The sequence below is a fragment of the Janibacter limosus NBRC 16128 genome (genome assembly GCF_001570985.1).
GTDB classification, from domain to species: domain Bacteria; phylum Actinomycetota; class Actinomycetes; order Actinomycetales; family Dermatophilaceae; genus Janibacter; species Janibacter limosus.
In genome coordinates, this window is the sequence record NZ_BCSS01000016.1 from 57235 (window position 1) to 71408 (window position 14174).

At 70.1% G+C, this 14174-nt stretch carries 17 protein-coding genes; 8 read left to right on the forward strand and 9 right to left on the reverse strand.

Annotation, left to right across the window (positions count from 1 at the left end; translation table 11 throughout):
- Positions 1-106: 106 nt before the first annotated feature.
- From JLI01S_RS07970 to JLI01S_RS08010, 9 genes are all read right to left on the reverse strand, one after another.
- Positions 107-466, reverse strand: coding sequence for a hypothetical protein (locus tag JLI01S_RS07970; protein ID WP_068262748.1), 360 nt, complete (start codon positions 464-466; stop codon positions 107-109).
- 59 nt (positions 467-525) lie between these two features.
- Positions 526-2217 (reverse strand): PGAP1-like alpha/beta domain-containing protein, encoded by a 1692-nt coding sequence (locus JLI01S_RS07975; RefSeq protein ID WP_157074870.1) that lies wholly within the window; start codon positions 2215-2217, stop codon positions 526-528.
- On the reverse strand, positions 2214-3062 hold the full coding sequence (locus tag JLI01S_RS07980) for a hypothetical protein (RefSeq protein WP_068262754.1): 849 nt from the start codon (positions 3060-3062) through the stop codon (positions 2214-2216). Before JLI01S_RS07980 ends, JLI01S_RS07975 begins: the two co-directional genes overlap by 4 nt.
- Positions 3063-3156: 94 nt before the next feature.
- Complete coding sequence (locus JLI01S_RS07985) at positions 3157-3792, reverse strand: regulatory protein RecX (protein WP_169797303.1); 636 nt, start codon at positions 3790-3792, stop codon at positions 3157-3159.
- Positions 3793-3800: 8 nt separating this feature from the next.
- The gene (gene recA, locus JLI01S_RS07990; RefSeq protein WP_068262757.1) at positions 3801-4874 is read right to left on the reverse strand and encodes a recombinase RecA; all 1074 of its coding nucleotides are present in this window, start codon (positions 4872-4874) and stop codon (positions 3801-3803) included.
- A 244-nt stretch (positions 4875-5118) separates the two neighbouring features.
- A complete protein-coding gene (locus tag JLI01S_RS07995; RefSeq protein WP_245634562.1) occupies positions 5119-5910 on the reverse strand; it encodes an ABC transporter permease in 792 nt (263 codons plus the stop codon).
- Positions 5907-6722 (reverse strand): ABC transporter permease, encoded by an 816-nt coding sequence (locus JLI01S_RS08000; RefSeq protein ID WP_068262760.1) that lies wholly within the window; start codon positions 6720-6722, stop codon positions 5907-5909. Before JLI01S_RS08000 ends, JLI01S_RS07995 begins: the two co-directional genes overlap by 4 nt.
- Positions 6722-7660: an ABC transporter ATP-binding protein gene (locus JLI01S_RS08005; RefSeq protein WP_068262764.1), complete on the reverse strand. Its 939-nt coding sequence runs from the start codon at positions 7658-7660 to the stop codon at positions 6722-6724. Before JLI01S_RS08005 ends, JLI01S_RS08000 begins: the two co-directional genes overlap by 1 nt.
- A complete protein-coding gene (locus tag JLI01S_RS08010) occupies positions 7657-7911 on the reverse strand; it encodes a DUF3046 domain-containing protein (RefSeq protein WP_068262767.1) in 255 nt (84 codons plus the stop codon). The genes JLI01S_RS08005 and JLI01S_RS08010 overlap by 4 nt, the downstream gene beginning before the upstream one ends.
- 75 nt (positions 7912-7986) lie before the next feature.
- On the opposite strand from JLI01S_RS08010, the gene JLI01S_RS08015 reads away from it, so the two are divergent.
- The 8 genes from JLI01S_RS08015 to JLI01S_RS08045 form a co-directional block, all read left to right on the forward strand.
- On the forward strand, positions 7987-9033 hold the full coding sequence (locus JLI01S_RS08015; RefSeq protein WP_068262770.1) for an agmatine deiminase family protein: 1047 nt from the start codon (positions 7987-7989) through the stop codon (positions 9031-9033).
- A complete protein-coding gene (locus tag JLI01S_RS08020; protein WP_068262773.1) occupies positions 9030-9716 on the forward strand; it encodes a lysoplasmalogenase family protein in 687 nt (228 codons plus the stop codon). Before JLI01S_RS08015 ends, JLI01S_RS08020 begins: the two co-directional genes overlap by 4 nt.
- Positions 9717-9755: 39 nt before the next feature.
- The gene (locus JLI01S_RS08025) at positions 9756-10643 is read left to right on the forward strand and encodes an SDR family NAD(P)-dependent oxidoreductase (RefSeq protein WP_068262778.1); all 888 of its coding nucleotides are present in this window, start codon (positions 9756-9758) and stop codon (positions 10641-10643) included.
- On the forward strand, positions 10640-11176 hold the full coding sequence (locus JLI01S_RS08030) for a carboxymuconolactone decarboxylase family protein (protein ID WP_068262781.1): 537 nt from the start codon (positions 10640-10642) through the stop codon (positions 11174-11176). Before JLI01S_RS08025 ends, JLI01S_RS08030 begins: the two co-directional genes overlap by 4 nt.
- Before the next feature lie 46 nt (positions 11177-11222).
- On the forward strand, positions 11223-11456 hold the full coding sequence (locus tag JLI01S_RS08035) for a hypothetical protein (protein ID WP_068262785.1): 234 nt from the start codon (positions 11223-11225) through the stop codon (positions 11454-11456).
- Positions 11453-11662 carry a DUF2306 domain-containing protein gene (locus JLI01S_RS08040; protein WP_068262788.1) on the forward strand — a complete coding sequence of 70 codons (210 nt, stop codon included), beginning with the start codon at positions 11453-11455 and terminating at the stop codon, positions 11660-11662. Before JLI01S_RS08035 ends, JLI01S_RS08040 begins: the two co-directional genes overlap by 4 nt.
- Positions 11659-11799 (forward strand): hypothetical protein, encoded by a 141-nt coding sequence (locus JLI01S_RS16920; RefSeq protein WP_157074871.1) that lies wholly within the window; start codon positions 11659-11661, stop codon positions 11797-11799. Before JLI01S_RS08040 ends, JLI01S_RS16920 begins: the two co-directional genes overlap by 4 nt.
- A 62-nt stretch (positions 11800-11861) precedes the next feature.
- The coding region (locus JLI01S_RS08045; RefSeq protein ID WP_157074872.1) for a DEAD/DEAH box helicase at positions 11862-14174 on the forward strand (2313 nt) is incomplete at its 3' end.

Genomic DNA, 14174 nt, shown 5'->3' on the forward strand with positions numbered 1-14174 from the left:
CGTCCCATGCCGCACCGCGTGCGTATGTCCCGAAGAGAGAGTCACTGTCAGTCACGGCGCCCACACTACGCAGACGGGACCTCACAACGGCGGACGAGCGGCGAGGTCAGCCGTTGTAGTGCTGCCAGAGGCCGTACGCACTCGGGTTGAGCGGGGCCCCGACGTCCGCCGTACTCAGCTGGCCGCCGGCGTACTCGCCGTGCACATAGATCATGAGATTGACGTCCGCGTCACCACCGATTTCGTCCGACAGTGCCCGCAGTGCCGCGTCAAAGACCTGCTTCGCCGCCGCCTCGTCGTCCGGGAGCTGCACTCCCCCACGCAGGGAACGACTACCGCCCCCGGGCTTCTCGATCGTCAGGTTACTGCCCTCGACCCCGTCGACTGCACGAACGACCTCGTTGAGCCGGTCGGCATCGAGGCCGCCTCGACCGCAAGCAGCGAGCACTGTGGAGATGAATCCCATGGTCAACACCGTTCTCCGGGTCGTCGGCATGGCGTCGACTCTAGCCACCGTCCGAGCGCTCAGTCGTCGTACTCCCTGCGCAGCTCGACATCGCGTCCGGACACCTGCGAGCCGTCGTGCTCACCCACGATGAAGTTGTCGAGTCCCTCCTCGTATGCCTGCAGGGCAGGGTCGTGCGAGGCCTGCACCGAGTTTGCGTACAGGGCGTGGCTGTGGTTGTCGATCGGGTTGATCCCCCACCCCGGGCTGTCGAGCACCACGCGGGTCTCGCCGGGTCCGTTGCCGGTGAACATCTGGTGGACATTGGGCAAGCCGAGGTAGTGGTCGCCCAGGTCCAGACGCGGCACGACGTCCCCGCGGTGCTGGAGGTTGAGTGCCTGCACGTCATCGGGGATGTCGAAGCCGTCCACCGGAGACCCGTAGGTGACCGAGTGGGTGACGTTGAAGTCGTCGGTGAAGGCGGGGTCGGACAGCAGCGCGTTGGTGATGATCCCGCCCTGGGAGTGGCCGACGAGCATCACCGGGTCGTCCGACTCGACGCCCGCCGCGGTCAAGGCGTCCTGCACGGCCTGCATGGCAGCGGTCTGCTCCCCGGAGATGCTGGCGAGGTTGCCGGTGAGGTCCAAGGGGTTGGCGTCCGTGTGCGGCCACCACCGCTCGGTTCCCGGGACGTTGACGATGTAGGACGTCTCGCCGTCCTTGGTCACCTCGGTGACACGGACACTGCCGGAGCCGTCCTCGCCGCGGACCTCGTAGGCGTCCGAGGTGCTCCGCAGGATCTCGTCGAGGGAGGTCGGAGGACGCAGCTCGGGGTGCGTGCCAGCGTCATTGCTGACCTGCGAGTCTCCCAGCTCGGTGACCTCCCCTGCGCGTCCGTGGCCGTCGTCGAGGATGTGGCGGTCAGCGCCCGTGAGGATGTTGGTGAGCACACCGACACCGGTGCCGCCGACCATCAGGACGCTCGCGACGACCTCGGAGATCCGCGGCAGACGCCCCTCCGTGAAGATCTGCGTGAACTGACCGAGCAGGTTGACCTGGGCCTCGACGTTGCGGATGAAGCCGTCACCGATGCCGTCCAACCACTGGGCGACGTCGGCAGCCACTGACTTGGCCTGCTGGCCGATCCAGCTGAGCCCCTCCGTGGCCTGCCCGCCCAACCAGGCGAGCCCGTCCTTGGCCTCGCCACCGAGCCAGTCGAGTCCGTCCTTGACATCGCCGGCGGTGTCCTTGGCGGTGTCGATGACGTCCGTACCGAAGTCCTTGACATCCCCGGCCGTGTCCTTGACCTCGTCGACGACATCACCGACCTTGTCCTTCGCCCTGCTGAACAGGTTGCCGTCGTCGTCCTCCTCCTCTTCCTCGTCCTCGTCGTCGGGCTCGCTGTCCAGGATGTCCTTGCCGAAGTCCTTGTCGGCGAAGCGTGTCCACCACGGCTCGTCAGCCGTGCGATCGGTCCACCCCCCGTTGCCCGGGGTGCCGGCACCACCAGATGCACTCTCCTGCTGCTCGGCCTGCCCCAGCAGATCATCGGCCGCCCGGCGCAGGGCCTCGGCCATCCGCTCGAGCGCCGGCGACTGAGACGTCCACCCCTTGTCGAACTGCTCCAGGTCCGTCCCGCTCCACGCCTCTCGCAGGATGGCCAGCTGGCCATCCCCCTGCTGACGGACATCACCAGCGGTCTGGGCAGAGGTGCGGATCTGCCCGGCGACCTCTCGGACCCGGGCGAGGTCCATCCCCTCGCTGAGACTCATCGGCCCGCAGCCTCGGTCGCGATCTCGCTCACGAGGTTGTACGCACCCGTGACGTACCAGATGAGGTCGGCTGCCAGGTCCCCGTCCTCCACAGCGACCACCGCCACGGCATCAGGCGTGGAGCGCAGGGAGTACAGCTGCTCCCCCACGACCGTCCAGCGGCAGGCGCCGACGGGTGTCACGTCGTCGGGGCCGGTGACGGCGCCCACGAGCAGGGCAACCTCCGCGGACCCACCGGCCAGCACTGCGCGCAGCTCCGGGTCGAGCTCGGGCGCGGTCTCGAGGATCTCCGCGGGGGTGCGACCGAGTGGGTCGCCCTCGAGCCGCTGCGCGAGCTGCTCGACGGCCTCCGGCGTCACCTTCAGGTCTCTCTGTCGCGAGGGTGGCGTGATGTGCAGCGGGGCACGGAGGGCATCGCGTGGGGGCAGGACCCGACGCACCGCCAACCACAGGTCCTCGGGCGGGAAGGCGACCAGCTCGACCGCTTCCTCGCGGGACACCGGCTCGTAGGCCGTGGGCGTCGTCCGCAGCGCCACGCGCTGGGTGCGACACAGTCCGAGACCCGGCAGGAGCGAGATCTCGGACTCGAAGGAGACCTCACCCTCGCGCGCCACGATCTTGATCTGGACGGGAGCTGCGGGGGACGCGGCAAGGGCGTCGGACCAGGCGGGCAGCAGCGCTCTCCCTGCGGCGAGACCTGCCCTCTCGAGCTCGGCCCAGACGGCGGGATCCTCTGCGCCGGCCGTTGCCTCACTGGTCGCGACCCCGACGGCGGTGTCGAAGGCTGCCTGCGTCATCCGGCGGATCTTGGCCGAGCGCTGCGGCTCGCCGGTCTGCGCGGTCATGGGCTCCCCTGTCGTCGTCGACCGGAGCGGACACCGGTCCTCGACAACAAACTAGGGCCGCGGACCCCTCGCGGGAATGGGGAGTGCTCCCCGGTCAGTCCCGCTGATGCTCCGGCTGGGCGTCGAGCGCCTCGGCGATGACGACCCTGGCCACGTCGCTGCCGTACCCCTTGCGCGCGAGCATCCCGGCGAGGCGACGCGTCTGGACGGTGCGGTCCAGGCCATGCATGGAGCGCAGCTTTTTGGCGACGAGCTCATGGGCGCGGGCCCGCTCGTCCTCCGGGTCGACCTCGTCGAGCACCGCCTGGGCGAGCTCCTCGTCGACCCCCTTTTTGCGCAGCTCGTGGGACAACGCCCGGCGGGCCAGGCCGCGCCCGGCCTGCTTGGAGCGGACGAAGGCCTGCGCGTAGGCCTCGTCGTCGACCAGCCCCACCTGCTCGAAGCGGTCGAGCACCTCGGCCGCGACATCGTCGGGGCAGTCCTTGCGGCGCAGCGCCTTTTCCAGCTCGGACCTCGACTTGGGCGACCCAGTCAGCAGTCGCAGGACGACGGCACGGGCCACGGCGTACGGGTCGGCGTCCGCGTCCTTGGTCTGCGGGTCGGGGGGTGGCGCCTGCGCGCCCTGGTCTTCCCTGATCTGGTCCGGCACCGGCGTGCCTGCCTCGACAGCGGAGACCGCCGCACGCAGCCCTTCGAGCGTGCGTGCGGCGGCGGCCTCGTCAGTGCTCATCCGATGCCTCAGAAGTCGACCGGGACCTCGGCCGGCTCGTCGGCCGACTCCTCGACGGGTCGGACACCGATGCCGAGCTTGGTCTTGATCTTGGCCTCGATCTCCTCGCCGAGCAGCGGGTTGTCCTTGAGGAACTTGCGGGCATTTTCCTTGCCCTGGCCCATCTGGTCGCCCTCGTAGGTGTACCAGGCGCCCGCCTTGCGGACGAAGCCGTGCTCGACGCCCATGTCGATCAGGCCACCCTCACGCGAGATGCCCTGGCCGTAGAGGATGTCGAACTCGGCCTGCTTGAAGGGCGGCGAGACCTTGTTCTTGACGACCTTGACGCGGGTGCGGTTACCGACCGCGTCGGTGCCGTCCTTGAGCGTCTCGATGCGACGCACGTCGAGACGGACCGAGGCGTAGAACTTCAGCGCCTTGCCACCCGTGGTCGTCTCGGGCGAGCCGAACATGACGCCGATCTTTTCGCGGAGCTGGTTGATGAAGATCGCGGTGGTGCCCGAGGTGCTCAGCGCACCCGTGATCTTGCGCAGGGCCTGGCTCATCAGGCGGGCCTGCAGACCGACGTGGCTGTCACCCATCTCGCCCTCGATCTCGGCGCGGGGGACGAGTGCCGCGACGGAGTCGATGACGATGATGTCGAGTGCACCGGAACGGATGAGCATGTCGGCGATCTCGAGAGCCTGCTCACCGGTGTCCGGCTGGCTGACCAGGAGGGCGTCGGTGTCGACGCCCAGCTTCTTGGCGTAGTCAGGGTCGAGCGCGTGCTCGGCGTCGATGAAGGCCGCGATGCCACCGCCACGCTGGGCGCTGGCGACGGCGTGCAGGGCGACGGTCGTCTTGCCGGAGGACTCCGGACCGTAGATCTCGACGACTCGACCGCGGGGCAGCCCGCCGATGCCGAGGGCCACGTCCAACGCGATCGACCCGGTGGGGATGACCGCGATCGGAGGGCGGATGTCGTCGCCGAGGCGCATGACCGCGCCCTTGCCGTGGGCCTTCTCGATCTGGCCCATGACATTGTCGAGGGACTTGAGCTTCTGCTCCTGGAGCTTGCTGTCGATGGCGGTGACGTCAGCCATGCCACACCTTCCTGAATCATCGTGTCGGGCGCGTCCACCGGCGACCAGATCTGCACAGTGGGACGTCTCGTGCTGTCTGGTCAGACGCTAGGAGCCACCACCGACAACGGTCCACAACTGCCCTGGGGCTGTGGACGCCGGTGTCGTCGGCCGAGCACCTGTGGAAGACGCTACCCGAACACGTGTTCGAGGGCGGGAGCGGCGCGCCGACACGCCGCGAGTCCCCCTTCGCCGCGGTCCTCGCTCAGGAGCGCAGCAGCGTCTCGATGCGCCGGGAGGTCGCCCAGATCCCCACGACACCCAGCACGACGAGGTAGGCGACGTGCCAGAGCAGACCCCAGCCGACCTCGCCGAGCATCAGCCCGCGCTCCAGCGCGACCCCGTGGTACAGCGGCGTCGCCATGACGATCGGCTGGGCCCAGCCCGGGTAGGTCGCCAGCGGGAAGAAGGTGGCGGACAGCAGGAAGAGCGGTTGGATGACCAGCATGATCCAGTCGAAGTCGACCCACGAGCGCATGAAGGTCGTGGCAAACATGCCGACCGCGGAGAAGGCCAGCCCGATGAAGACCGCCGCGGGCACCGCGAGCACCGACCACCAGGACTCGACGACCCCGACCGCGAGGGCGACGAGGTAGAAGACGAGCGCATAGACCCCGCCACGGATCAACGACCAGACCACCTCGCCGACGGCGATGTCCCGCGGGCCCAGTGGCGTGGCGAGCATCGCGTCGTAGATGCGGGCGTACTTCAGCTTGAAGAAGACATTGAAGGTCGAGTCCATGACCGCGCCGTTCATCGCGGAGCTGGCGAGCATGGCCGGCGCGACGAAGGCCGCATAGGTGACCTGTGATCCCCCGTCCGTCATGACGAAGGGGACCAGCGACCCGACGCCGATGCCGAGCGAGAAGAGGTAGAAGACCGGCTCGGCGAAGCCGGTGACGAAGGCCGCCCACTGCCGCCGGAAGCTCACGACATTGCGCTCCACGACCGTGCGCCACATCGCCAGGCCGGGCGTCAGGACACCACTCACGCTCACGAGACCAACCTCTTGGTCATCCCGGTGCGGGCGTAGACCCACCCGAGCGCCACGAAGGCGATCAGCACCACCAGGTGCACCAGGTCGAAGGGGGTGAAGCTCCCGTGCGCGGAGGACCGCACCAGCTCGACGCCGTGCCACAGCGGCGTCACCCAGGCGAGCGCCTCGAGGACGAGGGGCAGCCGGTCGACGGGGAAGAAGACACCGGAGAAGAGCATGAGCGGCGTGATGACGAGGCGGTAGACGACGTTGAAGGAGGAGTCCCCCTTCGCCCGCGCCGTGAACCCGAAGAGCGGCACCGCGAAGGCGAGCGTCACGAGCACCCCGATCGGGACCGCGAGCAGCACCCACCAGGAGGTGAAGCTGCCGAAGAGTGCCGCCACGAGCACGAAGGCCGCAGCCGCGATCGCGCCCTGGACCGCGACGACGCTCAGGTGACCGAGCAGCAGGTCGCTGACGGTCAGCGGCGTCGCGAGCATCGAGTGGTACATCCGGTTCCACGTGAAGAGCCCGTAGACCGGGTAGGTCGACTCGCTGACCGCGGTCATCATCGCCTGCACGGCGACCATCCCGGGCGCGACGAAGAGCAGGTAGGGCACACCGTCCACTCCCCCCGACGAGCCGTCGACGAGCGAGCCGAGGCCCAGACCCATCGCGAGCAGGAAGAGCAACGGCGAGACGAAGCGGCTGAAGAGCGAGCCCTGCCAGGTGCGCTTGTAGACGACGAGGAAGTAGCCCGCGACGGCCCGCACCCGCTCCGCAGGACGAAGGGGGGTCCGCTCGCCGTGGACGTGGCGCGAGACGACGCTCATCAGTCGACCAGCGTGCGACCGGTGAGGTGGAGGAAGACGTCCTCGAGGGTCGAGCGGCGCACGATCGAGCTGATCGGCTCCAGACCGCGCGCGTGGACCGCCTCGAGGGTGGAGTCGCCGTGGTCGGTGTAGACGAGCAGACGGTCGGGCAGCGCCTCCACGCGCTGACCGATGCCGTCCACCAAGTGCGACACGTCGGAGTGGTCCGCACGCTCGTCCAAGGGCAGGCGCAGCTCGAGCACCTCACGGCTGGAGTGGGCCTCGATGAGCGAGCGCGGCGAACCCTCGGCGACGATACGGCCGTGGTCCATCACGACGAGCCGGTCGCACAGCTGCTCGGCCTCGTCCATGTAGTGCGTGGTGATGATGAGCGTGACGCCCTGCCGCTTGAGGCGGAAGAGCCGGTCCCACAGCACGTGTCGCGCCTGCGGGTCCAGACCGGTCGTCGGCTCGTCGAGGAGCAGGATCTCGGGGTTGTTGATCAGCGACCGGGCGATCGTCAGGCGCCGCTTCATCCCGCCGGAGAGCGGCTCGACCTTGTCCTTGCGGCGCTCGGTCAGTTGGGCGAAGTCGAGCAGCTCGTCGGTGCGCTCGCGGATCACCTTGCGCGGCAGGCCGAAGTAGCGACCGTAGACGTGCAGGTTCTCCTCGACGGTGATCTCCTCGTCGAGGTTGTCCTGCTGGGGGCAGTTGCCCAGGCGGGCGCGCACGGCGGCACCGTCGGTCACCGGGTCGAGCCCGAAGATGCGCAGGTCACCGCCGCTCGGTGGGGAGGTCGCGGCGACCATCTTCATCGTCGAGGACTTGCCGGCGCCGTTGGGCCCGAGGAAGCCGAAGGACTCCCCCTGGGTCACCTCGACGTCGATGCCGTCGACCGCCGTGAAGTCACCGAAGGTCTTGGTCAGGCCGCGAGCCTGCAGCAGCACGTGCTCGCTCACTCGGGCCTCTCGTTGGCGATCTCGGGCGGAACCTCCATCGGCGCCCGGTCGATCCCGAGGCGCCGGTGGTCCGGGATGTCGAGGTCCTCGCAGAGGGTCTCCCACACCAGGCGCGGGGACTCCCCGTCGTCCAGCGCCGTCGACACGGTGCGGTCACCGAGCGCCTGGACCACATGGCCGCGCGCGAGCGTATGGGCATAGCCCTCCCCGAACTCGTCCTCCATGAGGGTCCAGAACCGGCTGACTCGCACGCCCCGCAGTCTAGGTGCCGCGCAACCCGGCGAGGGACGGCATACTGCAGCCACGACGACCAAGGAGGGCGCCCGATGGGCACGACGACCCGGTGGCGGATGCCCGCCGAGTGGGCCGACCACGAGCGCACGTGGATGGCCTGGCCCAGCAACGGGTACACGTTGGGCGGCTCCGACGCAGAGGTCGAGAGCGCACGGACGACGTGGGCAGCCGTGGCGCGGGCCGTGGCCCGCTTCGAGCCCGTGACGCTCGTGGTGCCGCCGGGCGACATCCACCTGTGCCGCGAGTACATCCGCAACGACACGCCCCACCCGATCGACATCGTCATCGCCGACCTCGACGACGCGTGGATGCGCGACATCGGACCCAGCTTCGTCCTGTCCCCCGAGGGTGAGCTCGGGGGCGTGGACTGGATCTTCAACGGCTGGGGCGGGCAGGACTGGGCCACGTGGGGGCTCGACGCGCGGATCGCCTCGCAGGTTGCCGACGCCGCGGGCGCACACCACCTCCCTTCGTCCATCGTCGGCGAAGGGGGCGGCCTGCACGTCGACGGGGAGGGCACCGTCCTGCTCACGGAGACCGTCCAGCTCGACCCGGGACGCAACCCGGGCGCGACGAAGACGGACATCGAGGCCGAGATGGGGCGCCTGCTCGGCGTCAACACCTTCATCTGGCTGCCGCGTGGGCTCACCCGTGACTACGGCGAGTTCGGCACCCGCGGTCACGTGGACATCGTCGCCACCTTCACCCGGCCCGGCTATGTCCTCCTCCACTGGCAGGAGGACGAGTCCCACCCCGACCATGCGGTCAGCCGGGAGATCGAGACCGTGCTGCTCGCCGCCACGGACTCCGCAGGACGCCCCCTGACGGTCACCCGCATCCCGGCGCCGCAGACCCTGACCGACGACGAGGGCCCGGTCGACTGGTCCTATGTCAACCACCTCGTGTGCAACGGCGGGGTCGTCGCGTGCGTCTTCGACGACCCTCACGACGAGCGCGCGCTCGCGGTGCTGCGCGAGGTCTATCCGGGGCGCGAGGTCATCGGTGTCGACGCCCGTCCGCTCTTCGCCCGCGGTGGAGGCATCCACTGCATCACCCAGCAGCAACCGGAGTCCTCATGAGCATTTCGTCCGCCATCCGTTCTCGCGCAGACCTGCTCGCGTACCTGCCGCTGGCCGTGGCGACGACGGTCGCGGACGTCCTCGGCCGCGACCGGACCCACGTCTCGACCAAGGTGGCTCTCGCGCCGACCCTCGCCGCGGGCGTCCTCGCGACGCGCTCGCAGCGCTGCCCCAAGCGGACCGGCACATTGCTCGCGGCACTCGCCGGCTCGACCGTCGGCGACTGGTCCATGTACCGCTCGAGCCGGGCCACGGGCGAGGCGTCCCGCTCCCACATGCGCATGGGTGCCAGTGCCTTCGCCATCCAGCAGCTCGGTCTCGTCGGGCTGCTCGTCCACGACGGAGCACGGCCGAAGCCACTGACCTCAGCCATCGCAGCGACCACGCTCGCCGGCCTGGCGGTGCTCGACAGTGACGGCGGAGCGCCAGACCCCGTCCTCACCGGGTACGGCCTGCTCCTCGGCTCGATGTCTGCGCTGGCGATGGGCGAAGGGGGCAGCCCCCGCAATGGACCCGCGATCGCTCTGGGGGGTGCCCTCTTCCTTGTGTCGGACGCGGCCATCATCGTGGGGCAGCAGTACGCGAAAACACCACGGGCGCGGGCGATCTCGTCCGGCGTGGTCCTCTCGACCTACACGGCGGCACTGGCGCTGCTGGTGCACGGGCTGCGCGACGAGATCTGAGGGGTCGCGAAAGCAGACGTTCGTTGTTACCGTCTGGTAATGACCCTCTCTCCGCGTCCCAAGTACACCCCGGCCCTGCGCGGCCGTCGCGTCCTCATCACAGGCGCGGCGCGCGGCATCGGAGCCGGGATCGCTGACCTGCTGACCGCCCATGGCGCTCGCGTGGCCCTCGCCGGACTCGAGCCCGACCTGCTCGCCGAGGTGGCTGCCCGCAACAACGCCCCGTGGCGCGAGTGCGATGTCTCCGACCCCGATGCGGTCGACCAGGTCGTGGAGGAGCTCGTCGCCGAGCTCGGCGGCCTCGATGTCGTGATCGCCAACGCGGGCCTGGCCAAGCAGCTGCCGATCATCGGCGGCCAGCCCGATGTCATGGAGGCCCACCTGCGGGTCAACACCCTGGGTGTCTTCTACACCCTGCGCGCGACGGGCCCCCACATCTCGCACCCCAGCGGCTACGCCATGGCGACCTCGTCGCTCGGCGGCGCCGTGCACGTCCCCCTGCTGGGGGCATACAGCGCGAGCAAGGCTGCGGTGGAGGCGATCGGCAACACCCTGCGCCAGGAGATCAAGCCCAGCGGAGCCAAGGTCGGCGTCGCCTACTACTCCGAGCTCGAGACCGACATGACCAGCCGCGGTTTCGCCACCACGGCCGGCAAGCGACTGACCGGTGGCGGCACCGTCAGCGGTGTCGCGCCCATCGAGGCAGGTCTGCGCGCGCTCGAGCGAGGCATCGCCCGGCGCAGCCGTCGGATCACGGCCCCGGCCTGGGTCGGCCCGGTGGTCCCGCTGCGCCACGTGGCACAGCGCGTCATCGAGCTCAAGCCCCTGCCGCACCTCGTGGAGTCCCTCGAGATCGCGCGCAAGGAGCAGGTCGAGTACACGACCGAGCAGCCGACGAGCACCGCCAAGACGCTGGGCTCGTCATGACCGCTCGCATCGCCCCGGGTGGGATCAAGGACCTCGGACCGGTCCGCTGGGGCTTCGCTCGCGCCGCCGGCCGGGTGACGGGGACCGAACCACCGGCGATCTTCACGACGCTGGGTCGGACCAAGGGGCTGTTCACCGGGTGGCTGCACTTCGCCGGCCGGCTCATGCCCTTCGGATCCCTGGAGCGCCGAGAGTCCGAGTTGGTCATCCTCACCGTCGCCACCGAGCGGGGCTGCGAGTACGAGCGCGAGCACCACCGTCTGCTGGGCCGGCGGGCCGGGCTGACGTCCGCCGAGATCGAGGGGATCCTGGCCGACACGGTCGTCGACAGCCTGAGCGACCGCGAGCGCGTCCTGCGGGAGTCCGCGCAGGTGCTCGTGCGGACCAAGGACCTCGACGACACCCAGTGGGAGCGGCTGCGCAGCGTGACCACCGAGCGTGAGTCCATCGAGCTGCTCCTGCTCGTCGGGCACTACGACATGCTCGCGACCACCCTGATGACTCTGCGGCTGGAGCCGGACAAGCACCGCTGAGCGACAGATACTTGCGCGCCCAACTTGCGCCTGCAAGGAACTCTTCATGAGCACTCTCGCGCACGACCTGCACCGACTCGTGCGGACTCTTGACCAGTCAGCAGAGGCGCGGCTGGCCCCCTTCGGCATCTTTTACGCGCGCTACTTGGCCCTGCTCGCGCGGGCCGGCGAGCGGTTGGGTTCCGAATTCGACGACGTCGTCCGAGGCATCGGCCAGGACCCTGCCGTCATCGCCGACCACGTGCCCCGCCTCACCGCGATCACGGAGGAGTCGCCATGACTCCGCTGTTGCTCTCGCACCTCGTCGCCGCGCTCGTCGCACGTTCCCTCGGCAGGTACCAGCTCTTCCGCCCGACGAAGGGGGACGCCCGCCACGTCCTGCTCGGCCGGGTCTGGGCCGGCCTCATGCTCTGGATCGCGATCACGTCGTACTGGATCCGCGACATCCGGGACGGCGACTTCTCGCTGCCGTCCCCGACCGGATGATCCCGACCTTCGTCCTGACGCGCCCGCTGGATGCGCTCGCCGCCGTGGTGCTCCTCGTCGGCCTGACCGTCCTCCTGGTCAAGGTCGGCGCGATGCTCACCCAGGAGCTGTCCACGGCGTCCGGACTCGCCCGCTGACGGTGTCGCCCCTGAGAGCCGGATGTCAGGGGTGGGTGGCAGGCTTGCAGGGTGACTCGCTCATGACCGACGACATCCTCGACAGCTTCTCCCCCGCGACCGCGACATGGTTCCGGGACAGCTTCGCCGCGCCCACGCCGGCGCAGGTGGGCGCGTGGAGCGCGATCAGCGCCGGGAGTCATGCGCTCGTCGTCGCTCCGACCGGCTCGGGCAAGACCTTGTCGGCCTTCCTGTCGGCCCTCGACCGGCTCGCGGCGAGCGAGCCTCCGGCCGACAAGCTCGCCCGGTGCCGGGTCCTCTACATCTCCCCCCTCAAGGCGCTGGCCGTCGACGTCGAGCGCAACCTGCGCGCCCCCCTCGTCGGCATCGGCCACGCCGCCGACCGGCTCGGCCTGACGGCACCGCAGGTGTCGGTCTCCGTCCGATCCGGTGACACCCCGGCCAACGAGCGCCGAGCCTTCGCCAAGGCACCGACCGATGTCCTCATCACGACGCCCGAGTCGCTCTTCCTCATGCTCACCTCGGGGGTGCGAGACGCCCTGCGCGGGATCGACACGATCATCATCGACGAGATCCACGCCCTCGCCGGCACCAAGCGCGGCGCGCACCTGGCCCTGTCCCTCGAGCGCCTCGATGCCCTGCTGGAGACCCCCGCCCAGCGGATCGGGCTGTCGGCGACGGTGCGCCCCGTCGACGAGGTCGCCCGATTCCTCGCCGGCGGACGGCCCGTCGAGATCGTCCAACCGACCTCGACCAAGCAGTGGCAGCTCGACGTCGTCGTCCCCGTCGCGGACCTCACCGAGCTCGGCGAGCCCACGGGCGACCTCTCCGGCGCCGCTGCCGGCGAGGAGCGCCGCGCCTCGATCTGGCCGCACGTCGAGGAGCGTGTCGTCGACCTCGTCGAGCAGCACCGCTCGACCCTCGTATTCGTCAACTCCCGCCGCCTCGGTGAGCGACTGACCGGCCGGCTCAACGAGATCCACGCCGAGCGGATGGCACCGCCCGAGGACCCGTGGGCCACCGAACCCGCCGGCACGACCCGGCCGCCGGCCGAGGTCATGGCCCAGTCGGGCTCATCCGCCGGGGCTCCGCCCGTCCTCGCCCGGGCGCACCACGGCTCCGTGAGCAAGGAGCAGCGCGCGCTCATCGAGGAGGACCTCAAGGCCGGTCGTCTGCCCTGCGTCGTCGCGACGTCGAGCCTGGAGCTCGGCATCGACATGGGCGCGATCGACCTCGTCATCCAGATCGAGTCACCGCCGTCGGTCGCCTCCGGCCTGCAGCGGGTCGGCCGCGCCGGGCACCAGGTCGGCGCCGTGAGCCACGGCGTCGTGCTGCCCAAATTCCGCGGCGACCTCGTCCAGTCGGCCGTCGTCGTCGAGCGCATGCGCGCCGGCGAGATCGAGGCCATGCACGTCCCGGCCAACCCTCTCGACGTCCTCGCGCAGCAGGTCGTCGCGATGTGCGCCCTCGACGACTGGCAGGTCGACGAGGTGGAGGCGCTGGTGCGGCGCGCGGCCCCCTTCGCCTCCTTGCCGACCACGCTCCTGCACGCGACCCTCGACATGCTGGCCGGGCGCTACCCGTCGGAGGACTTCGCGGAGCTGCGACCACGCATCACGTGGGACCGGGTGGCCGGCACGATCGTCGGCCGACGTGGGGCGCAGCGGCTCGCGGTGACGAGCGGTGGCACCATCCCCGACCGTGGTCTCTACGGCGTCTTCCTCGCCTCCGGCGACGGTCCCGGACGGCGGGTCGGTGAGCTCGACGAGGAGATGGTCTACGAGTCCCGCGTCGGCGACGTCTTCACCCTCGGCACGAGCAGCTGGCGCATCGAGGACATCACCCACGACCAGGTCCTCGTCACGCCCGCTCCCGGGCAGCCCGGCCGGCTGCCCTTCTGGCACGGCGACCAGCTGGGGCGCCCGGCCGAGCTGGGCGCCGCGGTCGGCGCCTTCGTCCGTGAGGTCGGCGCCCTGCCGGCCAAGGGAGCCCATGCGCGTCTCGAGGAGGCCGGGCTCGACCAGTGGGCGCGCGACAACCTGCTCGTCTACCTCGAGGAGCAGCGCACCGCCACCGGTCACCTGCCCGACGACCGCACGATCGTGGTCGAGCGCTTCCGCGACGAGATCGGCGACTGGCGGGTCGCGCTGCACTCCCCCTTCGGTGCGCAGGTGCACGCCCCGTGGGCGCTGGCCATCGCGGGCCGCATGCGCGAGCACTTCGGCATCGACGTGCAGGCCATGCACGGTGACGACGGCATCGTCCTGCGGCTGCCTGACCTCGAGCTGGACGCCGGCGGCTTCGCCCAGGTCCTCGACCTGATCACGCTCGACCCCGCCGATGTCGAGCGTGCCGTCACCGACGAGATCGGCGGG